General features: G+C 49.4%; 16 protein-coding genes. 13 read left to right on the top strand and 3 right to left on the bottom strand.

The annotated features are described in order from the left end of the window. The first annotated feature begins 91 nt into the window (after positions 1-91). From AC3ITG_RS31285 to AC3ITG_RS31275, 3 genes are all read left to right on the top strand, one after another. Complete coding sequence (locus AC3ITG_RS31285) at positions 92-223, top strand: hypothetical protein (RefSeq protein WP_256336468.1); 132 nt, start codon at positions 92-94, stop codon at positions 221-223. A gap of 211 nt (positions 224-434) precedes the next feature. After that, positions 435-1940, top strand: coding sequence for a copper amine oxidase N-terminal domain-containing protein (locus AC3ITG_RS31280; protein WP_489252357.1), 1506 nt, complete (start codon positions 435-437; stop codon positions 1938-1940). Between the two features lie 243 nt (positions 1941-2183). Next, complete coding sequence (locus tag AC3ITG_RS31275) at positions 2184-3104, top strand: GNAT family N-acetyltransferase (protein WP_489252356.1); 921 nt, start codon at positions 2184-2186, stop codon at positions 3102-3104. An 83-nt stretch (positions 3105-3187) separates the two neighbouring features. Here the strand turns inward: AC3ITG_RS31275 and AC3ITG_RS31270 are convergent, their stop codons facing one another. Genes AC3ITG_RS31270 through pdxR form a run of 3 tightly spaced genes read right to left on the bottom strand, consistent with a single transcriptional unit; the run spans position 3188 to position 6026 of the window. Then, complete coding sequence (locus AC3ITG_RS31270) at positions 3188-3646, bottom strand: GNAT family N-acetyltransferase (RefSeq protein WP_489252355.1); 459 nt, start codon at positions 3644-3646, stop codon at positions 3188-3190. Next, positions 3643-4563: a D-alanine--D-alanine ligase gene (locus AC3ITG_RS31265; RefSeq protein WP_489252354.1), complete on the bottom strand. Its 921-nt coding sequence runs from the start codon at positions 4561-4563 to the stop codon at positions 3643-3645. Before AC3ITG_RS31265 ends, AC3ITG_RS31270 begins: the two co-directional genes overlap by 4 nt. An 11-nt stretch (positions 4564-4574) precedes the next feature. After that, a complete protein-coding gene (gene pdxR, locus AC3ITG_RS31260) occupies positions 4575-6026 on the bottom strand; it encodes a MocR-like pyridoxine biosynthesis transcription factor PdxR (protein ID WP_489252353.1) in 1452 nt (483 codons plus the stop codon). Between the two features lie 671 nt (positions 6027-6697). On the opposite strand from pdxR, the gene AC3ITG_RS31255 reads away from it, so the two are divergent. From AC3ITG_RS31255 to AC3ITG_RS31210, 10 genes are all read left to right on the top strand, one after another. Further along, the gene (locus tag AC3ITG_RS31255) at positions 6698-7054 is read left to right on the top strand and encodes a nucleotide excision repair endonuclease (protein ID WP_063565880.1); all 357 of its coding nucleotides are present in this window, start codon (positions 6698-6700) and stop codon (positions 7052-7054) included. A gap of 280 nt (positions 7055-7334) precedes the next feature. After that, positions 7335-8084: a Bax inhibitor-1/YccA family protein gene (locus AC3ITG_RS31250; protein WP_064641623.1), complete on the top strand. Its 750-nt coding sequence runs from the start codon at positions 7335-7337 to the stop codon at positions 8082-8084. 270 nt (positions 8085-8354) lie between these two features. Further along, positions 8355-9572, top strand: coding sequence for an AraC family transcriptional regulator (locus tag AC3ITG_RS31245; protein WP_489252352.1), 1218 nt, complete (start codon positions 8355-8357; stop codon positions 9570-9572). A 49-nt stretch (positions 9573-9621) separates the two neighbouring features. Then, entirely contained in the window at positions 9622-10668 is a 1047-nt protein-coding gene (locus tag AC3ITG_RS31240) for an ABC transporter substrate-binding protein (protein ID WP_489252351.1), read from the top strand. A 303-nt stretch (positions 10669-10971) separates the two neighbouring features. Then, positions 10972-11832: an alpha/beta hydrolase gene (locus AC3ITG_RS31235; RefSeq protein WP_489252350.1), complete on the top strand. Its 861-nt coding sequence runs from the start codon at positions 10972-10974 to the stop codon at positions 11830-11832. Positions 11833-11999: 167 nt separating this feature from the next. Next, positions 12000-12785: a 2,3-dihydro-2,3-dihydroxybenzoate dehydrogenase gene (locus AC3ITG_RS31230; RefSeq protein ID WP_489252349.1), complete on the top strand. Its 786-nt coding sequence runs from the start codon at positions 12000-12002 to the stop codon at positions 12783-12785. Between the two features lie 23 nt (positions 12786-12808). Further along, the gene (gene dhbC / locus AC3ITG_RS31225; protein WP_489252348.1) at positions 12809-14143 is read left to right on the top strand and encodes an isochorismate synthase DhbC; all 1335 of its coding nucleotides are present in this window, start codon (positions 12809-12811) and stop codon (positions 14141-14143) included. A 3-nt stretch (positions 14144-14146) separates the two neighbouring features. Continuing rightward, a complete protein-coding gene (locus AC3ITG_RS31220) occupies positions 14147-15757 on the top strand; it encodes a (2,3-dihydroxybenzoyl)adenylate synthase (RefSeq protein WP_489254559.1) in 1611 nt (536 codons plus the stop codon). A 70-nt stretch (positions 15758-15827) separates the two neighbouring features. Beyond that, positions 15828-16877 (top strand): isochorismatase family protein, encoded by a 1050-nt coding sequence (locus AC3ITG_RS31215; protein WP_489252347.1) that lies wholly within the window; start codon positions 15828-15830, stop codon positions 16875-16877. Next, entirely contained in the window at positions 16874-24112 is a 7239-nt protein-coding gene (locus AC3ITG_RS31210; protein ID WP_489252346.1) for an amino acid adenylation domain-containing protein, read from the top strand. The genes AC3ITG_RS31215 and AC3ITG_RS31210 overlap by 4 nt, the downstream gene beginning before the upstream one ends. Positions 24113-24120 lie beyond the last annotated feature (8 nt).

Here is a 24120-nt window from a genome sequence, read left to right as displayed (position 1 = left end):
CTCCGTCTGTTTAATTTGTCATTATTCCGGTTATTGATAGAAACAAGGCACAGACTGTGCCTAAAATCCGGTAGAAGAGAGGGAATACGATATGACACAAGACCAGAATGAAGAGAACAAAGCCATTCAAGACGACGAGCCGGATCAATTTGAAACCCCTGCACGTACCGATGGTAAAGAATCCGATGAGGATACTGAGGCAGAGGATACGGAAAAAGAATAAACTTAACTGTTTATGATTCGACTAGGCATAGTGTTGTTGAAGCCCATTACCCCAAATTTTAAATATACGTCGTACACGAGGTCGGACCATTGTTCGGCCTTTTTTTGGTGTTTATTTATGGATTCGGTTTACAACAATTACCTATAACCCTCATAATAGGAGTGAACCACATTTTTCCTAAGGAGGAGATCGTATCAAAAATCACAAGTTAGTGAAGTGGATTGCCGTACCACTCGTTTTGATGATGGTTGCGCTTACGGGATGTCAGGCCGTAGGTGGCGTAGATATTAGCAAAGCCGTTGTCAACAGCACAACCGTCAAGTCCGGTGAATCCAAACAGTCGATGCATATAAAAATTGAACCTACAGCAAACCTCGTCGATGAGGATGCGCTTCAAATGATTGAACTCATTAATTCCGTTTCATTGGATATTGAAGATGCCAAAGTGAAGGACTCCAGTACGGTGTCTGTCAAAGGTACACTAAGTATGCAAGGAAAGAAATTGCCTTTCCATCTGTCGATGGATAAATCGGAAATGGTCATTGATGTAGACGGAGCGCAAAAGCCTCTATACATATCTTTGCAGGATGACACACTTCCTATGCTAGATACGAAGGCGTTGGAGAAGCAGATCGAGGAGCTTTCCCCGAAATTGCTGACCTTTGCGCTGAAGCATTTGTCCAACCCAAAAAATATTTCCGTAACTCCGGTACAGGAATCGGTTAACGGTGAATCGCTGAGCCTCTCCAAGCTGCATGTGGAGATCAGTGGAGAAGAGCTTCTTGCTATGGTTAAACCGTTTCTGACAAGTGTTGCTCAGGATGAGCAAGGACTCAAGGATCTGATTGGGGATCTGTATGATGTGTTCTACCCTATCCTCGTTACAATCAACACGGTTGATAATGGCGAAGGTAGTGCCCTGCCTTCTACTATTAGCGAATCACGGGATGCTGAGGTTGCTTCATTGTACGAAATGATTAAGGGCGGTCTTGACGAGATTCTTGCCAATTACGACAAAGAACTAGCCAGCTTGTTGACCGATACGCCTGAATTGAAGACGGTATTCGGAACAGAGACCAATCTCAAATTGGACTTTTATCTGGACAGCGCACTGAATATCCGTAAACAGAATTATGATTTCAAAGTAGCGTTGCCTGCTTCTGAAGATCTGCCGATCAAATCGGTATCCGTATACGGTGACAGTGAACTGTGGAATATTGGTGGACCAGTAACTGTGGATGCCGTGGATAAAACGGGTGGTGCAATTGATCTGATGCAGGGAGATATCACGCCAGGTCAGATGTTGCGCAATTTTGATTCCAATTCACTTGTGTATCAACTGTTGAAAGATGAAGCGGGAATCACCCGCAAAAATGTTATGCTTTATCCGGACGACGAATCCTTTGGCGCAATCACTGTTAAAAATACAACATTTGTTCCTCTGCGCTATCTATCCGAGGAATTGGATGCTGAAGTGAAATGGACCAAAGGATCGGATAAAATCGTCGTTATTGACGATATCACCGGCGATGAGATTGTCCTGACTGTAGGTTCCAAGAAGGCAACCGTTGCAGGCAAGGAAGTAACGTTGGTTGAACCCGCCTATGTGGGCAAAAACGGCAAAACTTACGTCCCGCTGCGCTTTATGGCAGAGTCTCTTGGGGCATCTGTAGATAAGGAAAAAGAAACAGGCTGGATTTTCATTGATCGGCCATAAGTAAGATTTGTATGTAAGCCTTAGGTTGAGAGGGGTTTTCAGAGTATGCCAGATTTCTCGTAATGATCATGAAAGAACACATCGAAAAATTCCGTTAGACCATTAACGGGATACGTGTGTCCTTTTTGACCCATTACGAGGAGCTTCGGCGTTTCTGAAATGATGAAACGAATCGGGGAGTGCCTCTATTGGAGGTGCTCCTCTTTGTCGTGTCATCCCAAATAAATCCCAGAGGAGTTATATATGAAAAGTCAATTGACCATCCAATTACGGCGTGCTCAGCAAGAAGACGCGTTTATGCTGACAGAGATATGCACCCGAGCATTTGATCATGCGATCCGGGTCTGGGTTAAAGGAGACACAGTTCCGGACAGCAACATCTGTCCACCAGGCTATTCGTCTGTTCGCATGCACAGTTATGTGATCCGTGAATGGGACTATTACGTTATAGAATGGGATGGATGTGCCATTGGTGGAGTCAGTGTCAATGTATTGGGGAGCAAACATGCGAGACTGGATAAAATCTTTATTGACCCCGTCTGTCATGGTCGGGGCATAGGATCTCAGGTCATCAGGCTTGTTGAGGCCGAATTCCCTGAGATTGGGATATGGAAGCTGGAGACCTCGGGAAGACAGCGGGATAATCATCATTTTTATGAGAAAATGGGTTATGTCTGTCTCTATGCGTCTGAAGATGAATATGGATATGAGAAAATCATAACAATAGAACCTGTAATCCAGCTCCCATCCGAGGAATTATCCAATGTTAAGGATGAGACGGTTACTGAATTTTACCAAGCTGATCTGGATTCACTTCGCTTCAGCACCAGCAATCTTCGGGATCTCCGGATGACCGATTGCAACCTGAGTGGGGGCAAATTCACCAATCTGAATATGACCGGCATATTACTGGCCGATTTGCGTTTAACAGATAGCAAGGTTGAATTCTGTGCTTTGGATGGCGTTCATTTTCAGGATACACACCTCGGCCCAGACAGAGTACCCATGCGTTGGGAACATTGTGATCTCAAGGGCAGTCATTTCAATGACTGTGATCTATCCGGCGTACACTTGGAGCAGTGTCAGGTGGCAGGAATGAAGATTAATGGAGTGGCTATAGAGGAGTTGCTTGCTGCGTATGAATCCATGAAGGCCAAAAGATAAATTACTTATAGCGAAATAGAGAACGCCCGTTTCCGACCTTTGTGTTGGAAATGGGCGTTTTTTTGATGTTACTTTGCAAACAGTCAGCTATGCTGCAAAGCCTGCGGCTTTTTGCTAAATCCGGTGCTTCCCGCGGTAAAGCCCATCTGTTGGTAGAATTTATGCGCAGCTTCACGATCCGGGCGATTGCCGCTGTTCAGGGATAAGGAATCTACGCCATGCGTGGCTGCCCATTGCTCAGCTTCCAGAATAAGCTGACGACCGATGCCGGAGCTTCTGAACTGATCATGCACGATAAGAGCCATGATACGGCAGTGCCTTCCGTTTTTTTCATATAGGTAAGATGTTTGGAGGCCAATCAGTCCAACGACACGACCACGGACTTCAGCAACCAACGTTGCAAAGTTTGAATCCGCAGCGATGTGCGAATAACGCTCCTTCATCTCGGCATACGTAGTTGGATAACCGAGTTGATCCATAAGAATGACCATATCCTGCAGATCTTCAGGGGAACTGTTACGAATCGTTACATTCAGACTCATGATCGCGTTGCCTCCTTTTGGCGTTCTTTTAACGAGAGATCAATAATGGAATCCAGCAAACTCGCAAAGGAAATACCGGCAGCGGCTGCACTTTTAGGCAGCAGGCTATTTCGGGTAAGACCCGGCAGCGTGTTCACCTCAAGCACATATGGCATGCCATCTCGAATCATCATGTCTACGCGGGCATAGACACTGCATTTTAACACCCGGTAACAGGTTAGTGCTGCAACTTCTACACGTTTGTGCAAATCCGCAGGTAAATGGACGACCTGCTCATCAGCGCCGCCGTCATTATATTTGGAGGTGTAATCGAAAAAATCAGCATTTGAACGAATCGAGATAACAGGAAGCATCTGACCATCCAGAACGGCGCAGGTAATCTCCTCGCCCTCAATATATTGCTCGATCATAACGACTTTATCCCAGACGAGTGCCGCTTCTACAGCCGCATGAAGAGCCGAGGGTTCTTGCACCACTTGTGTACCTATGCTGGAACCGCCTGAATTGGGCTTTACCACAACGGGATACGTTAACTGCTGCACAGCGACTGATGACAATTCATCCAGACTGCTTACCTGAAGCCACTCGCCAGTAGGTACACCCGCATGCTGGATGAGGCGTTTGGACATATCTTTGTCCATGCATACGCTGCTCGCGAGGACACCACAGCCTGTATAAGGAACACCCAGCGACTCCAACGTACCTTGAATCGTACCATCCTCGCCGTATTTGCCGTGCAGAGCGAGCAGTGCCACATCCAATCCTGCTGCTTTCTCAATGAGATCTCGTTTGCTGTTGATCTCCACCGGAATAACCTCATACTTCTGTCCATCCAGATGGTTCATCATCTCCTGTCCGGTGAGCAAGGAAACATCCCGCTCCGAAGATGTGCCACCCATAATAACGCCAACTTTCATGTGAATCCTCCTCATTTCATTTGAGCAACCGTCTCGCCAATGATGCGAATACCTTTGCGAATGTTCTCATCGCTGACCCGGGAGAAGCCCAAACGCATCGTGTTTTGTCCCTGGCCTGGTTCAAGATAAAAGGTATCCCCGGGCATGAAGGTAACGCCTTTTGCCTTGCAAGCCGCCAGTAGCTCCCTCGTGCGGTATTCTGGTGGAAATTGTACGAACAGGTGAAGTCCGCCTTCACCGGAAACCCGGCACATCGGCAGATACTGCCGCAAGCAGCGAACGACCAACTCATATTTACGCTTATATTCCGTACGGGCCCGCTTCAAATATTTCTCGAAATTGCCGTTGCTCAGATACTGATAGAGCAGCGACTGATCCAGCGTCGAGGTATGAATGCTGCGCGCCCGTTTCATGCTTTCCAGATAATCAATTAGTGCCCCATCCGCAATGACCCAGCCTACGCGCAGTCCCGGAAACAATATCTTGGAGAAGCTGCCCAGATACACGAGTCCATTCCCTTTGCCCACACTTGCAATCAGGGGAGAGACGTGGGAACCGGAATAACGCAATTCCTCGTTAAAGCCGTCTTCAATAATCGGTACATGGTACTGGTTCATCAACCGAATGATCTCTGTCCGTTTGGCAGGTGATGTGACGATCCCGGTTGGATTGTGATAGGAGGGCACGAGATAGGCCAGATCATACGGGTTTGCTGCAAGTTCCCGTTCCAACTGCTTCAGGTCCAGACCATCTGATTCCATATCCACACCGGTGAGATGGAATTGATGAAGTCTCAGATTTTTAACAGCGGTATGATGTGTCGGGTTTTCACACAGGGCCCTGCCGCTTTTTTTGCGAAGTGCGCCCAGTACCAGATCAAAACCTTCTGTAAATCCGTTGGTAATCAGAATATCCTTGCCCGTTAGGTCGACACCTTTATTTTCCATATAACGCTGCAGATACTTCATAAGAGGCCTGTAGCCTTGCGCATATCCGTAATTCAGCAGCACTTCACCTTCAAGCGACATCCGGTCGAGGAAAGCTCTTTTCACATTGTGCATGTCGAACAGCTTCTCATCCGGCGCGATGCTGGTAAATGAAATCTCACCGCGCTCTGAGCCAGAGCCATGCTTCATCAGATCATACTGTTCTGCCTGGATTGCATAATCGCTGACACGTTCGTTCCAGTCCAGCTGCAAACCGGATGTTGCCTCAGGTGCATCAATGGTGGAACTTACGTAATTGCCTTTGCCTTTGACTGCGTAAATCAGGCCTTCCTCCTCAAGTTCAGCATAGGCCAGCAGAATCGTGCTGCGGCTTACTTTCATGAGTGTACTGAGTTCGCGGGTGGAAGGAAGCTTTTGTTTGGCTTGCAGGCCGCCTTTGAGCATCAATCGCTTCATATAATCTTTGACTTGTATATATACAGGGCGGTCCTCCGTCAGTTGCAGATCGGAATACATCCCATCACTCCCTCTTTTGCTATCTTGCCATATTATAAACCCCACAGAAAGAACCACGATACCTCTGTTTCCCTGCGGAGGTGGTTGGTTGTTTGCGCAAACGTAAAAAAGCCCTGGCATCATGCCGGGCTGGGGTGAAACGTGATCCATCTTTTATAGTGCTGCTGCTATAACTTTCTAGGTTGGCGTTACATGACTAGTCTCTCTAGGATCGATAGCTATCTGTCCTTCTACGTGTGTCTATTTACTCTCGTACGTCTATAATTGCAGGCTTTCTAGGTGAATCCAATTCTATACTATCTTCGTAAATCTAGGATCTTTCTACGTTTGCTTGCTGCAAGGGTCGAATAGATGATGAATCTTAAAGCTATAAAGCTAGGTTCTTGCTAACTGTACTCTTGTCGTGCGCACGTAACAGAATTCAGTATGAAAAAGATGATCAATCATAGGGTACAATAGACGGAAGTAGATATAAAGACATATGTCTTAGTGCCCAAATTCTTCCTCATACCCCTATAGTACCACTTTGAATCAGGGAAGTTAACCTTTTTTTTGAAATATTTGTCGTAATAGTTGAAAAAAGCTTGAATCTTGCTTCTTATTAATGAAATGGTTTCCCTTTATAATATATGATAGGATGTAAACCTATAGATAATGAGGAAGTGAACCTATTGATTAATATTACTGTGCCAACACCAGATGTCACCATCACGAAGCAGGCTGATCCACAGCTTAGCCACATTTACGGATTCACCGATTTCCACCTGATTACGCGGGAACAGGGCGGTATCTTTATGTTTTACAATGCCGCTGATGAGTTGTTGTTTGTCGGGAAAGCACGAAAATTAAGACCGCGTATCAAGAAACATTTTGAAGATACCGTATCACCAATGAAGTCACACCGCGAGGAAGTAACCACCATTGAAGTGTGTGTTATTGAAGATCCGGTGGATCGCGAAATTTACGAGACCTATATCATCAACACGATGCGTGCGAAATACAATGTAGATAAAGTGTTGTACAAATAAGTATCTCGAATATGCCCCAAGAGCGTTAAGAATTGGAATCAAGTGATGGAATGTGCTGAATAAAGCGTAAAGTATTCTTCGCAAAGTTTTGGGACATATAGCCTATGCCTTGCGTCAACAGACAAGGATGTGATCTGCGGATTGCATCCCACGTCTGCTTGGAAGCATTAGAATTTTTATTTTTCAATATGCAATTCAATATGTAGTTCGTAGAAATGGCAATGTAGAACCTAGAGATGGTAGTACAGGATTAACCAAATACATAGAAGAGGTGATTGTTTTGATCGGACGTAGCGGTAACCCTACACTCAAAGATAGTACGTTTGAAGACTCCAGAGGATATGGAGATGATCGGTATCAAACCAGAATGACGATCAACGGTACGGTAAATAAGGCGTTTATTACGTTGGTAATCCTGCTGGGCAGTGCATTTGCATCTTGGATGATGTTTTTCAATGGGCAGGAAGTGCTTCCTCTTGCATATGGAGGGGCGATTGTCGGATTTATCCTCGCATTGATTATTTCATTCAAACCTGTTGCAGCGCCTTACCTTGTGCCGATCTATGCCGTAGCGGAAGGGATGTTCCTTGGTGCGCTCTCGGCTACGTATGAATACTTGTACAACGGCATTACGTTGCAAGCTGCTTTGCTGACCATGGCCGTCTTTATTGCTCTGCTGATGGCATACAAGACAAGATTGATCAAAGCTACGGAGAATTTCAAGCTGGGGGTTGTGGCAGCAACCGGAGGCATCATGATTATGTATCTCCTCAGTTTTGTTCTTGGTTTGTTCGGGATTACCGTTCCCTATCTGCATGACAACAGCCTGATCGGAATCGGCATTTCTGTCGTTATCGTCATTGTGGCCGCACTGAATCTGGTACTTGATTTTGATTTTATTGAAAGTGGTGCCGACAACGGTGCTCCGAAATATATGGAGTGGTACGGTGCATTTGGATTGATGGTTACGCTGGTATGGCTGTATATTGAAATTATTCGTCTGCTGGGTAAGCTGCGGAGCCGGGATTAATTCAATTTAAATTTTTGCAAACTTAATCATGTAGTTTCTCATCAAAAGCTAACTCGTGCTCAAAACACGCAGTTAGCTTTTTTGGCGTTTACGGGATTGTCTTAACATCGAACTGTGTACATTCTTCCATATATGGATTGACTGAATGGAAAAGAATGTGATATTTTAATTGATAATGATTATCATTTTCGTTAAGTTAATATAGTACTGGCTTTACAGCCCTGTACATTTCATATCAAACCGATCAAGCAGATCGAAAGGAGTGGCCTTATGTTACTGGAAAATGATTCGCAGACCCCTGCGCACTTGCCCGTTACCGGCCGCAGTCCCAAGACGGATCTTGCCAAGGTAAAAGTATATATGGACGAGCACTATGACGAACCATTGTCTATTGCAGATCTCGCCCACAAAGCCAATATCAGTGCGAAATATTTCGTGGATCTGTTCAAGAAGACCTACGGGCAGAGTGCAATGGAATATCTGACCGATCTCCGTATCAATCGTGCGAAACGATATCTGAAAGAAACAGGGTACAAACTCCGTGAAATCGCGCTGAGAGTAGGCTATAGCGATGAGTATTATTTTAGCCGCAAATTTAAAAAGGAAGTGGGCGTATCTCCTTCGGATTATGCCAAAAATACGAGAAAACGCATCGCCACCTGCTCCTCCAGCATCATTGGACAGCTGCTGGCGCTTAATGTCATGCCTATCGCTGCGCCGATTGATCCCAAATGGACCGCTTATTATTATAACGCGCACCGAACAGAGATTCAGTCTCATCTGAGACTGACAGACCCGTATACCAGCTTGAGATTTGAAGCCAACGTGGAGCGTTTGGTTCATATCCGGCCGGACGCTATTGTCGGTACGGATCAGATTAGTGATCAGGATCAGGCCAAGCTAGCTGAGATTGCACCTTGTTGTTTTGTACCGAAGTATCACTTGGATTGGCGTGCGCAGTTACGCATGATTGCTGCTTTTCTGGAACGGGAAGAACAGGCAGAGCAGTGGATTGGTGTATACAATCAGCGAGTCGAGAAGGCACGGGACTCAGTAAAGCAGAAAGTGGGCCGAGAGAAGGTCATCGTTGTCCGAGTGTATGGGCAGTACCTTTATCTGTATCGAAATCCGGGTATTGAAGAGGTGTTGTACAATAATGGTTTACAACTGGAGACGTTTCCCGATGTTCAGGCCAATACACGGTTAACACTGGAACAACTGGCTGGGCTAAATCCAGATCGGATTCTTGTTATGGTGTGTCCTGAGGCCGCATCGCGGGCGTATTGGCTCAGTCTGCAACACTCTCCAGTATGGCGTCAGCTTAAGGCAGTAAGGCAATACCAGATTCATCTGATTACAGGTGATCCCTGGTTTGACTACTCTGCCGTAGGTGTGATGCGCATGCTGGATGAAGCGCTGCTGATTTTCACGGGATATTGTCCAAATGTATATCTGGATAACGTCCATGGTGATTCCCGGGCTACATGACATATAATCCATCTATCTAAATGAGAATGTTTATCAAGGGGGATATGTCATGTTTCAACAGAAAAAAGGTAACGGACACCGTTCCGTTCGTCCATTTCGTAGTACCGGTTTTTCGGCCTTGCTCGTACTGGTATTGATTACGGGTCTGCTATCTGCCTGTGGCTCAAAAGCAGATAATGAAGGGGAAGCACAGAAAGAGCAGCCAACAACGGAGGCTTCGACCACGGCCTCATCAGGGACTGCTGTAACCGAAGAGAACACGGAAGAAACCAAAGGAGAACGAACTGTCAAAGACGATCTGGGACATGATGTTATCGTTCCTGAGCATACAGAGCGTGTTTTTGCACCTTATCTGGAAGACTCTCTGCTGACGCTGGGTGTCAAACCGGTAGCTCAATGGGCCAGCGGTACGCAAGGCCATGTTTACCTTAAGGATCAGTTGAGCGGGGTGCCAACACTGGATTTCTCCAGTGGATTGCCTTCTCCTGAAGCACTGATGGCGTACAATCCGGATTTTATTATTCTACACACGGCCCAATATGCCGAGAACGGTGTATATGAGAGTTATTCGAAAATTGCACCAACCTACGTATTTACGAATGCTTCGGGTGATGTCGAGAAGTCTTTGCAGGTGATTGGTGATCTGTTGGGTAAAACGACTGAGGCCGAAAAAGCCATTGAAACATATCATGCGAAGGTAGACGATGCTAAGGCCAAGCTCGCCAAAGTTACCGAGGGCAAGAAAGCAGCGATCATTCGTTTTGCACCTCGTGGGATCAGCATGATGGGTGGTAACTACTTTAGTGGTTACGTGGTATATCAGCAATTGGGACTTGGCAAGCCTGCACTGGTGCAAACAGAGAACAGCGCAACGGTATCAACCGAGGTGTTGCCTGAGATTGATGCAGACTTTATTTTCACGGTGGAACAGGGTCCGGGGAGCATGAAGGAAATGACGGATACCAAAGTATGGAATAGCATGCCAGCCGTTAAAGCTGGACATGTATACGCAGTGGAGCCAGCTCCGTGGCTGGGCGGCGGATTGATTGCTTACGGTCATGTCATTGACGACACGCTGAAGGCGTTAACGCAATAATGGAGTCAATCCATTGATGTATTGATCACAATATGAGAAATGTAGCTCCCCGCGGAGTGCCAGAAACCGGACAAATTCCAGCGTTTCAGGTATTCCGTGAGGGAGTTTTTTTATTTTTAGGGTAACCAAGTCAGTTACAGAAATGTGGAAATATGGAGATAATCAAAATCATTTCTGGATATCGTCCATGGGACAGCCGGATGGACTCTCTTATAATTGGTAATGAGAATCAATCTCATATAAAACATTTGTAGTTCAGTATTCAACTTATATACGCAGAACAACGAGGAGGAACCATCCGTAATGACGTTTCAGCCCAATCAACCCGCATCTGGCACCCTTGAACATATCGCACGCAGCACCGTACAGATTCCACGTGCCGAACAATGGACGATGAAATCACGCAACGGCAATCATGCCTATCAGATCATGGTATTCCAACCAGCAGAAGCGCCGCCACCTTCGGGATATCCGGTGATCTATCTGCTGGATGCCAACTCGGTGTTTGGCACGATGGTGGAAGCCGTTCGTGTACAGGGCCGCAGACCGGAGAAGACCGGAGCTCTACCGGCCATTGTTGTTGGCATCGGGTATCCAACGGCGAGCCCTTTTTCGCCGCACCGTTACTATGACTTTACCCCGCAGGCCACAACGGAATATACACAGAATTCGGATGGAACACCTTTACCGAAACAGGGTGGAGCCGATGAATTCTTGCTGTTTATTGAAGAAGAGCTGAAGCCGGATATGGAACAGCAGTTCCGGATTGACCGGAACAGACAGGCCATTTTTGGACATTCCCTTGGTGGATTGTTCGTGTTGCATACGCTGTTCAAGAAACCGGAAGCTTTTCGCTATTACATTGCGGGCAGCCCTTCGCTTCACTGGAATCAGAACGTCATGCTGGCAGAGGAACAGGAATTTGTCGCACGGCTGGAGCAGCATCCCGTGAACGTCAAGGTGTGGATTGGCATGGGTGAACAGGAAAAGACACATCCTGCGCGCAACAATGATAAGGCTTCGAGTCTTACAGAACGGTTATCTGCGCTGAATCAGCCGGGTCTGGACATTAAATATACCGAGTTTGAAGAAGAAAACCATGTATCCGTATTGCCGTTTCTGATTAGTCGTACGATGCGTTTTGCCTGCAGCCCGGAGTCGTAGGAGGAAAGAGACGACAGTATTTCTCAATCAGAGGTATCGATATGGCAGATTTGGCGAAAGACAGGTGGACAGAAATGTTTCGGATTTACGGATGATCCGATCGAATTCAGCAGGCTAACATATCTCTCCAACAGGAGAGGGAGCAGTAATGCAAGGGAGGAACAGGAGTGAGTTACACAGGGATTGATGGAAAAGTAGCCGTAGTCACCGGTGCTGCGCAAGGCATTGGTGAAGCCGTGGCAAGATTGCTTGCCGAGCAAGGCGCTATTGTTGCAGCTGTCGACATACGAGAGGATCAGTTGAATCAACTGGTCACAGATCTGCATAGTCAGGGTCATCAGGCAACAGCCTGTCCTGTGGACATATCTAATCGTCAATCCGTCGAAGATGCAATCCAGCGTATTGAGAATACATTAGGTCCGATTGGCATTCTCGTGAATGCAGCGGGAGTACTATACACGGGGGCTGTGAGTGATCTCCGCGATGAAGATTGGACAAGAACTTTTGACGTGAATACACATGGTGTATTTTACATGTCACGTGCTGTAGTGCGATACATGGCTGAACGTCATTCGGGGGCGATCGTTACTGTCGGTTCAAATGCTTCTGGCGTGCCCCGGATGCACATGTCTGCCTACGTAGCCTCCAAAGCGGCTTCAACCATGTTCACCAAATGTTTGGCGCTTGAATACGCCTCAGACCATATCCGCTGTAACATTGTATCTCCAGGTTCGACGGATACCGATATGCAGCGTGCATTGTGGGCGGATGAGCAGGGAGCACAGGCAGTTATCGCGGGTTCCCCGCAAGCATACCGACTGGGCATACCACTGAACAGGCTGGCGTTGCCATCGGATATAGCGGATAGTGTACTTTTTTTGGTATCGGATCAGGCTAGACATATTACGATGCATAACTTGTGTGTGGACGGAGGCGCCACGCTAGGTGCCTGAATCAAGATAAGGAGATGATAATCATGTCAAAAGCGGGTACGGTTGCTGCAACTTCCGCCTTACACCTTCTGGAACAATATCGGGAAGGGACGTCCTTTTTCTGGTCTTCACCGCAACATACCCTGTTAGCTCAAGGGGAACAGATTCGATGGCCTGCCATGGAGGTATCGGAAGGAAATACACCCAATTCCATGGGCGCGGTTAGTGTTACTGAACAAAAGCGTAATGAAGAAACGCAGCTTTTCATTAACCGGATGGAACAGCTGATGGAAAAGGCGAGACGCTCGGGCCAAACGAAACCGATTGTGGTCGGTGCCATTCCGTTCGATCCGATACATTCTTCTGCGGAGCTATTCGTACCGGAAACGGTACAATGGGCTGAACTCCTATCCCCGGACTCCAGAGCATTGGTGGAAAAACGTCCAGCCGCAGTGGGGTGTGAGGTGCGTGAAGAACCTGCTGGAGCCATATTTAAGCAAAGCGTAAACAACGTTTTGATGGATCTGAATCAAGGCAATCTCCACAAAGTTGTGTTATCCCGTACACTGCATGTGACTTCACAGACGTTTGTGGACACGCATCAGTTACTCCGTAATTTGTTCAGGGATAACACACACGGATATACATTTGCTGTTCCGATGACGAAATTCTCTCTAGCTAAAGGTAATATAACAACGGATAAACGCGCTGATGTGGAGGCGGAAAAAGAAACTCATCGGACTTATATCGGAGCGAGTCCCGAATTGCTGGTTACCCGGAAAGGGTCCAAAGTAAGAGCCAATCCACTCGCCGGGTCTGCTGCCCGGAGTGAAGATCCTGCTGAGGACCGCCGCCGTGCAGAAGCACTGCTGGCTTCAGCCAAAGATCGTCATGAACATGCAGTAGTCATTGAGGCTGTGGTGGAAGCACTGCGTCCGCTGTGCAAGCAGCTATCAGTTCCGGCTGAACCTTCCTTGATCCAGACACGGACCATGTGGCACTTATCTACGGAAATTCACGGGGAGCTTGTTGATGTGAACACATCATCACTGGAACTTGCGTTTGCTCTTCATCCTACACCAGCAATCTGTGGAACACCTGTACAGGCCGCACGGGAAGCCATCCGTGAACAGGAGCCGTTTGAACGGGGATTATTCACCGGCATGGTGGGCTGGTGTGACAGTGACGGTGACGGCGAGTGGGCTGTAACGATCCGATGTGCGGAAGTGGAAGGGAAAACGCTTAAACTGTTCGCTGGCGCGGGTATTGTTGCAGGTTCTACAGCAGAAGCGGAGCTGGCAGAGACCTCAGCGAAATTCGGAACAATGCTGCTCGCCATGGGTTTGGATTCATCTGTGTCCAGTATGAAGGAGGAATGAATGATGCTGTCAGGATTTCAGGCCTGGCCTGAGGAAGTTGCCGAACGTTATCGTCAGGAAGGCTGCTGGGAAGGAATTACGTTTGGAGAAATGCTCCGCCAGCGCGCTGAACTATATGGCAATCGTGTAGCCGTTGTCAGTGGTGAACAACAATTAACATATGCGGAGCTGAACGATCGGGTGGATCGTCTGGCTGCTGGCTTATATGCCAAAGGAATACGACAGCATGATCGAGTCATTATCCAACTGCCCAATATTCCGGCGTTTATCGAGGTGTGTTTTGCCCTATTCCGCATTGGAGCACTGCCTGTATATGCCCTTCCCTTGCACCGGAAGAGTGAGATTACGTATTTTGCCCGTTTCTCTGAGGCTGTAGCATACGTGATACCTGATCAGGATGGAGGGTTTGATTACCGCTCGCTGGCCGAAGAGGTTCAGGCAGAGGTTCCGGGACTTCGGCATGTATTCGTGGCGGGAGAAGCGGGGCGATTTATGGCTTTGGATGATGTTTATACAGCACCAGTCACACTGCCGGATGAGCCGGTTTCTTCGGACGTTGCTTTTCTACAGTTGTCTGGTGGAAGTACCGGGCTGTCCAAAATGATTCCCCGCACCCATGATGACTACATCTACAGTTTGCGGAGAAGTATGGAAGTCTGCGGACTTACCCCAGAGAGTGTCTACCTAGCGGTTCTGCCTATAGCACATAACTATCCGATGAGCTCACCCGGCTTTCTGGGTACGCTGTATGCGGGTGGAACCATTGTACTGTCACGCGGGTCCAGCCCCGATGAAGCTTTTCCACTCATTATGCGCCATAAGGTAACCATAACGGCTCTTGTACCACCTCTTGCGCTCATATGGTTGAATGCGGCGGCTACCCGGGGGATTAAACTTCCCTCACTTGAGGTGCTTCAGGTTGGCGGAGCCAAATTCAGCGCCGAGGTGGCTGCACGTGTCCAACCCGTCCTTGGCTGCACCTTGCAGCAAGTGTTCGGCATGGCGGAGGGGCTGGTGAACTACACCCGTCTGGATGATTCGTTGCAGGTCATTGTTAACACTCAGGGCAAGCCGATGTCTCCGTATGACGAAGTACGAATTGTGGATGACGAGGACATGGATGTGGAACAGGGACAATCGGGGCATTTACTGACACGAGGGCCTTATACGATTCGTGGTTATTACAAGGCTGACGAACATAATGCCAGATCGTTTACCACGGACGGTTTCTATCGTACCGGAGATATTGCCAGTCTTACGGCTGATGGATACCTCGTTGTGGAAGGACGGGCGAAGGATCAAATCAACCGTGGTGGCGATAAAGTGGCTGCCGAGGAAGTGGAAAATCATCTGCTTGCCCATCCTGCCGTACATGATGCGGCATTAGTATCCATGCCGGATGAATATTTGGGCGAGCGTTCCTGTGCATTTATCGTGCCGAGCGGTGAAGCTCCGTCAGCTGCCGAAGTGAAATCTTTCCTGCGTAATCGGGGACTGGCGAGCTATAAAATACCGGATCGGATTGAGTTTGTGCAGTCTTTTCCCAAAACTCAAGTTGGTAAAGTAAGCAAAAAAGCGTTGCGAGAGATGATTACGATGAAACAACCAATATAACAGGTGCGACAATGCTGAACGGTAACGATGAACATGATTGTGATAAATAAAGCTGAAAAGAGGGATATTCATGGCACTTCCAAAGATTCAACCCTATGCAATGCCTGTAGAGTCGGAGCTTCCCGTCAACAAGGTAACATGGACACCGGATGCGAAGCGCTCGGTACTCCTGATTCATGATATGCAGCAATATTTTATGAACGCCTTTACGGCTGGGCAATCCCCTGTTGTGGAGCTGATCGATCATATTTCACAACTTCGTTCGAAGTGTCATGAGCTTGGCATTCCGGTGGTTTACTCCGCACAACCGGGCGGACAGACTCCGGAGCAGCGCGGGTTACAGCTGGACTTTTGGGGTGCGGGGATTGATGGAGGACCTGTGCAAAAAGAAATTATTGAAGCACTCGTACCCGCTCCGCAAGATACGTTCATGACCAAATGGCGATATAGCGCCTTCCAGAAGACAGAACTGTTTGAACTAATGCAGCGGGATGGTCGCGATCAATTGATTGTCTGCGGCATTTATGCTCATATCGGATGTCTGATGACCTCCTGCGAAGCCTTTATGCGAGACATTCAGGCGTTCCTGGTTGCGGATGCAGTAGCTGATTTTTCGGCGGAAAAACATCGCATGGCCTTGACGTATGCAGCAGAACGGTGCGCTGTGACAATGACAACCGGGCGTTTGCTTGAATCGCTAAATGATTCCGCCGCTGACGGAAATGAAGGAGCACTGAAATCCGAAGCGGGTGAGCAAGGGGAGCGCTCCTATGCTGCATCTGCTCAGGTGGCTGGTTCGGAGGCTGAACAACAAACGGCATCCGCAGCAGAGCCAATTCAGGACGGAAGTCATGGCGTTGAACAAGTCACGTTGGAAGCATTAAGAAATCAGGTCGGAGAGATGCTCCAGGAGCACCCTGCCCACATTGGAGAGCACGATGATCTGATTCAGATGTGGGGACTGGATTCCATTCGTATTATGAGTCTGGCTGAGCGCTTTCGAGTGGAAGGAGCGGGGGTAACGTTCGTGGATCTGGCGGAGCTACCTACATTGGCTGCATGGGCAACATTGCTGGATAAGGCCAAAAATAGGGTGCTCCCGAACGGAGACTACTTTTGAGCGGGGCCGTGCATACGTCGCACAGTCGGAACACGGCTTGGCCCCTGTCCTCTGCACAGTCCGGCATCTGGTTCGCTCAGCAGTTGAATCCGGACAATCCGATGTACAACACTGCCGAGTATGTGGTCATCGAGGGTAGCGTAGACCAAAGACGATTCGAAGAAAGTGTGCGACAGACCGTTTCGGAAGCAGAATCTCTGAATATGGTTTATGGCGAAAATGAACAAGGTCCATGGCAGTCTTTGGACAGCAACCCGGATCATTGGACATTTCATGTCATCGACGTGAGGGAGGAACCGGAGCCCCACACAGCAGCACTGGCCTGGATGAAAAAGGATCTGGCCAATCCCGTCAATCTGGCGACAGGTCCACTCTTCACGGAGGCATTGTTCCAGGTGAGCCATGATTGTTATTACTGGTACCAGCGCATTCATCATATCGCGATTGATGGATACGGCGTTTCGCTGATTACCCGCAGGGTGGCGAGCCTATACTCCGCAAGTCTAAGAGGAGAAGCTGTAGATCAAGTGCAGCAAGGGGCGTCGTTTGGCTCGTTGACGGCCGTTCTTCAGGAAGACGAGGCTTATCTTGGCTCAGTGGACAAGGAGCAGGATCGTCAGTTCTGGATGGATCGATATGCAGATGAACCGGATGTTGTCAGTCTGGGGGAACGGGCTCCGCGAACATCTACCTACTTCCTGAGACAGGGAGGTCTGCTTACACAGCCGCAGCGCGAGCAAATGCAGGCGGCAGCGGCAAGGTTCGGTGTGACTTGGCCGGATTTGTTTGTAGCGGCAACGGCCATTTACGTACACCGAATGACAGGGGCGACCGATGTTGTGCTGGCCCTGCCCGTGATGTGCCGATTGGGATCAACATCCCTGCGGGTTCCGGGTATGGTCATGAATGTGCTTCCGCTGCGTCTCAACGTAGAGTCGGATCTGACCGTGTCAGAGTTGCTGAAACAGGTTGTGCAGGAGATTCGGGCGGTACGCAAGCATCAACGCTATCGGCACCAGGATCTGCGGCGTGATCTGAAGCTGCTTGGAGAGAATCGTCGTCTGTTCGGACCCATGATTAATGTCATGCCATTCCACCATGAATTGAACTTTGCGGGGCAGTGCGGCATGATTCACAACCTGTCCACGGGCCCGGTAGACGATCTGTCCATTCATGTTGTGGACCAAGGGCATGGTCATGGGCTAAGTATTGATTTTGATGCGAACCCATCTATCTACAATGATTCCGAACTGCTGAACCATCAGCTTCGTTATATGCAGCTGCTGAACCTGGTGATGCAGGAAGGCATGGAGACGGAAACGGTGGAACGACTGGAATTGCTGCTCCCTGCCGAACGTGAGCAACTATTGGTTACATGGAATGGAACGGGAGGGGTGACAGCCGATAGCAATTCAGCAGCACTGTTTGAACAGCAAGTCCGCCGCACGCCTTCTGCAACGGCGCTGACCTTCGAAGGGGCCTCCCTGACGTATGCGGAGCTGAATGAACGGGCGAATCAGTTGGCTCATGAATTGATACAACGATATCAGGCAGGACCGGAACGGATGATAGCCATTGCTCTGCCTCGTTCGCTCGAAGTGGTCATTGCCATTGTGGCTGTCCACAAAACGGGGGCCGCTTATCTGCCGCTTGACCCTGACTATCCCGAAGAGCGTCTGATCTACATGTTGGAGGATGCCAAGCCTGCTTGTGTGGTGACGGTAATGAACCATGTTTCCAATCTGCCGACAACATCCAGTGTACCGATGATGGTCATGGATGAACCGAATACTGCTACGGCAGTGAGTCGCCGGCCTGGAAGTAATCCCGAAGCTGATGACCTGACAAGTAAATCTTCTCTGCTCAATCCTTCGTATATTATCTACACTTCAGGTTCCACGGGTAAGCCCAAGGGTGTAGCCGTAACCCATCTGGGGCTGGCGAATCTGCTTGAGGATATGAAGAAGAGATTACAAGTTGGTCCGCAGGACCACTGGCTGTCGGTGACCACGATTGCTTTTGACATATCCGTACTGGAAGTATTCCTGCCGCTTACGACGGGTGCCCGGCTGGATATTGCTCGCAAAGAGACGATTCTTGATCCGGTAGCTCTGGCTGGGAAGATGAGAGAACGGGAAACCACCATCATGCAGGCTACGCCTACGTTATGGCAGTCTTTGGTGACGAGCCGGCCAGGGCGATTCGATGGGCTAACCGTGATTACCGGAGGAGAGGCGCTGACGGAGGAACTGAAGCTTTCTTTGCAGGAACTGGGGTGTCACGTCAATAACCAGTACGGCCCGACTGAGACGACCATTTATTCCACGGCTGCCTCGTTCGACACAGGGGTGATGGGGAAACCGTCGATTGGTGGTCCGGTTCGCAACACGCAGCTATATGTGCTGGATAAAGGCTTAAAGCCAGTACCCTCGGGTGTAGCAGGGGAACTGTATATCGCAGGCGAAGGGCTTGCGCGCGGGTATTTGGGCAGGCCTGATCTTACCGCAGAACGCTTTGTAGCCAATCCCTTCGGTCAGCCAGGCAGTCGGATGTACCGTACAGGAGATTTGGCGGAATGGCTGCCGGATGGTTCTATCGATTATTTGGGTCGTGCAGATCACCAGATCAAAATTAGAGGCTTCCGAATTGAACTGGGCGAGATTGAATCGGTAATCTCCAGGTATCCTGGCGTAGCTCAGGTCACGGTCATGGCTCGCGAAGACCAGCCGGGAAACCAGCGACTGGCAGCGTATGTAGTGGCTGAGTCTGAACTCGAGAATCGTATGGATCTGGCAGAACTAAGAGTGTATGTGGCTGAGGCGTTACCGGATTACATGGTGCCTTCTTCATTCACGCTACTGCCCGAGATGCCGCTGACACCGAATAAAAAGATCGATCGCAAACGGCTTCCTGTGCCTGCTTTGCTATCAAATGCCAATGGACGGGAGGCGCGCACGCCACAAGAAGAAATTCTGTGCAGTCTGTTCGCTGAGATTCTTGGTGTTGGTCGTGTGGGCATTGACGATGATTTCTTTGAACTGGGTGGGCACTCCCTGCTGGCTGGACGAATTACAGCACGTATCCGTGATGTATTCGGTGCAGATCTAACGATTGGCAGTGTATTTGAAGCTCCAACCGCAGCAGGCCTAGCCAAACGATTGGATCAGGCGAAATCGGTGAGACCTGTTATTCAGCCTGTTTCACGTCAGGGGGAGCTTCCGCTCTCCTTTGCCCAGCGGAGGTTGTGGTTCATGTATTGTCTGGAAGGCGCCAATCCGACGTATAACATTCCGCTGGTTGCCCGGTTGGCCGGGAAGCTGGATACGGATGCTCTGGAGAACGCCCTGCAGGATATTGTAGACCGTCATGAGACATTACGAACGTTGTATCCGCCTGAAATGGGTTCTGCGAGCCAGCATATTCTGAATGCTGCTGACGTCAAAGTGAAATTGAATATAACCGCTGCTACGGAGCAGGAGCTTCCCGAGCTTCTGACAGAAGCGTCACGTTACAGTTTCCAGCTTTCCACTGAACCAGGCATTCGTGCCGAGTTGTTCAGAATCGGCGCTGATGAGCATGTGCTGTTGTTGCTGCTGCATCATATTGCCGGGGATGGATGGTCATTGTCACCGCTCATCCGCGATCTGTCGGTGGCTTATGCATCACGCTTGCGGGGTTCTTCACCTGCCTGGGAGCCGCTGCGCATTCAATATGCCGACTATGCGGTGTGGCAGGAGAGATTGCTAGGGAATGAGAAACAGCAGGACAGTCTGATTGCAAGACAGATGGAATTCTGGAGCAACCAACTGGCCCATTTACCGGAGCAGGTTACATTCCCTACGGATTACGCACGTCCAGTCGTGTCCAGTTATCGCGGTGGGTCAGTGCCTTTTACGATCAGTCAACGTTTGCATGAGCAATTAATGATCATCGCACGTGAGAATAAAGTCAGCCTGTTCATGGTGCTGCACTCGGCACTGTCCTTGCTGCTTACCCGAATGGGTGCAGGAACGGATATCGCGATAGGAACACCGATTGCCGGACGGAGCGATGATGCGCTGGATGAAGTCGTAGGTATGTTCATTAACACCCTTGTGCTGCGTACAGATACTTCAGGTGATCCAACATTCCGTGAGCTGCTGGCTCGTGTGCGAGAAGTCGACCTGGCAGCATATGAACATCAGGATCTGCCCTTTGAACGGTTGGTTGAAGTATTAAATCCGCCTCGATCCCGTTCCAAACATCCGCTCTTTCAAGTGATGCTTGTGCTGCAAAATACACCGGATATTCGTCTTGATCTACCGGGTATTGTGGCGGAAACCCGCATGCATGGTGTGGGTTCATCCAAATTTGATCTAACCCTTGAGCTGACAGAGCAGCGTCAGCATAACGGATCTCCAGGCGGAATTGAAGGTGTGCTGGAATATAGTGCAGATCTCTTCCGGGAGTCTACTGCAGGTGAACTTGTGGTCCGATTGATGCAGGTGCTTGAAGATGCAGTGCAGCAGTTGGATGAGCGAATCAGCAGATTTCATGTCGTGACCCCAACAGAGCAGGCCCAGCTTGAAAAAGAATGGTCCTTTACGCTGAGTGAGGATGCACAACTGACCATAGCCGAGCGCTTTGAAATACAAGCAGCTGCTCATCCGGAAGCGACTGCCATGACCTGTGAGGATATCACCTTAAATTACAGGGAGCTGAATGCAAGAGCCAATCAGCTTGCCAGATTACTGATCGCTCAAGGCGTGGCACCGGAACAAATGGTTGCGCTAGCCTTGCCTCGTTCCGTTGAAATGGTTGTGGGCATTCTCGCTGTGCTAAAAGCAGGAGCCGCTTATCTACCACTTGACCCCAATTATCCGGCAGATCGGTTGACACATATGCTGACAGATGCAGCACCGAAAGTAATGGTAACGAGCACAGAGGTATACACCTTGCTTCCGCAGGTGGCAGAAATTCAGTGTATTAATATGGACGATTTGCATACTTTGCAGCAATTGGAGATGCTGGATGATCGAAACCCTGCGGATAGTGAACGCAATGGGCGTGTAACACCTCTGAACCCGGCTTACATGATCTATACCTCGGGTTCGACAGGCAAGCCTAAAGGGGTCGTTATTCCGCATGCCAATGTCATCCGTTTATTGGATGCCACGCAGCACTGGTTCCATTTTGACGCGAGTCATGTATGGACCTTGTTCCACTCCTATGCATTTGACTTCTCCGTATGGGAAATCTGGGGACCGCTGCTGCATGGAGGGCGATTAGTCGTTGTTCCTCATGAGATTAGCCGTTCACCTGGAGCGTTCCTGCAGTTGCTTGCTGAGCAAAAGGTGACCGTATTGAACCAGACGCCATCCGCATTCTACCAACTCATGCAGGCTGACAGGGAAAATCCGGCCTGGGGACAGCAGCTTGCACTCCGTTATGTCATTTTTGGAGGCGAGGCACTGGAGCTTGGGCGCTTGGATGATTGGTATGAACGTCATGCTGATGATGCGCCAAGACTCATCAATATGTATGGCATCACTGAGACGACGGTTCATGTCAGCTACCAGGAACTGCATGCAGGCAGTTCTACGGAAGGCGCGAGCAGCTGGATTGGATGCGCCATACCGGATCTTCGGGTATATGTGTTGGATGATCAACTTGAGCCTGTACCAACAGGAGTAACCGGAGAGATGTATGTAGCCGGAGCGGGTCTGGCTCGTGGTTATTGGAATCGACCTGATCTTACAGCTGAGCGATTCGTTGCTGATCCATACGGTCCACCAGGCACACGTATGTACCGGACAGGAGATCTGGCGAAGCGTTTGCATGATGGCTCGCTTGATTATTTGGGGCGGGCGGATCAGCAGGTGAAAATACGGGGATTCCGCATTGAGCTTGGCGAGATTGAAGCGGTGCTGGCAAGGCATTCAAGCGTGGCCCAGGCTGCTGTAATTGTCCGTGAAGACCAGCCGGGGGATAAACGTCTTGTAGCTTATATCGTTCCGGCTTCGGATACAGGGAAGGCACCTGAATCGACTGCTTTGCGTCGTCATGCGTCTGCCAGCCTTCCGGATTATATGGTTCCATCTGCGGTTGTAGCGATGGAGAGCCTGCCGCTTACAGCTAATGGAAAGCTCGATCGCAAGGCACTACCCGCACCGGAAATGCAATTAACGACAGGTGGCAGAGCGCCTCGCAACCCGCAGGAGGAGATCCTCTGTGATTTGTTTGCCGAAGTATTGGGCATGCGGAGTGTGAGTATTGATGACAGTTTCTTCGAGCTGGGTGGCCATTCGTTACTGGCTGTTCGCTTGATGAGCCGCATTCGTGAAGCGATGGGACGGGAGCCGGGCATCGGCATTTTGTTCGAAACAGCTACCGTAGCGGGGCTGGCGGAGCGATTGGAGATGGATTCCGATTCCGGAAAAAGCTCGCTTCAGGTGCTGTTGCCGCTCAGAACGCATGGGGAGCATCTGCCTATATTCTGTGTCCATCCTGCAGGAGGACTTAGCTGGTGTTACGCCGGGCTGATGAAACATCTGGGCATGGAGTATCCGCTCTATGGGTTACAGGCCAGAGGAATTGCTGAGGTTGAGGAACTTCCGTCTACACTGGAAGATATGACGGCAGACTACATCCGTCATATCCGCTCGGTACAGCCTGAGGGGCCTTACCGTCTGCTGGGCTGGTCTCTCGGAGGCAACGTTGCGCAGGCTATGGCGGTACAACTGCAATTGGAAGGGGAAGAAGTGGAGTTTCTCGCCATGCTGGATGCGTATCCTAGCCATTATCTTCCAATTCGCGGAGAGCCGGATGAGGAAGAAGCCTTAACCGCATTGCTTGCACTGGGTGGTTATGATCCGGACAGCATTGGGGATGGTCCACTGGATATGGCAACGGCTATGCGCATATTGCGCAGTGAGGGCAGTGCGCTGGCAAGTTTGGATGAAGAAACGATTATGAAGCTGCGGAAGACCTATGAAAATTCCGTACGGATCTTGGGGGCCTACACGCCATCCCGATTCGAGGGGGATCTGATCTTCTTCCGTTCCACCATTATTCCTGACTGGTTCGACCCGATTGAACCGGAAATGTGGAATGCATACATCGGAGGCCAATTGGAACGTCATGATATCGCTTGCCGTCACAAGGACCTCTGTCAGCCTGGGCCTCTGGAGGAAATCTGCCGAACACTGGCCGCCAAGCTGGAGGAGCTGAACAAGCGCGAAATTCAACATAAATAGGAGGATAA

It is taken from the genome of Paenibacillus sp. GL_099_B (assembly GCF_057835695.1).
Note: the sequence above shows the minus strand (reverse complement) of the source record. Positions and strands in the feature narration are given on the sequence as shown.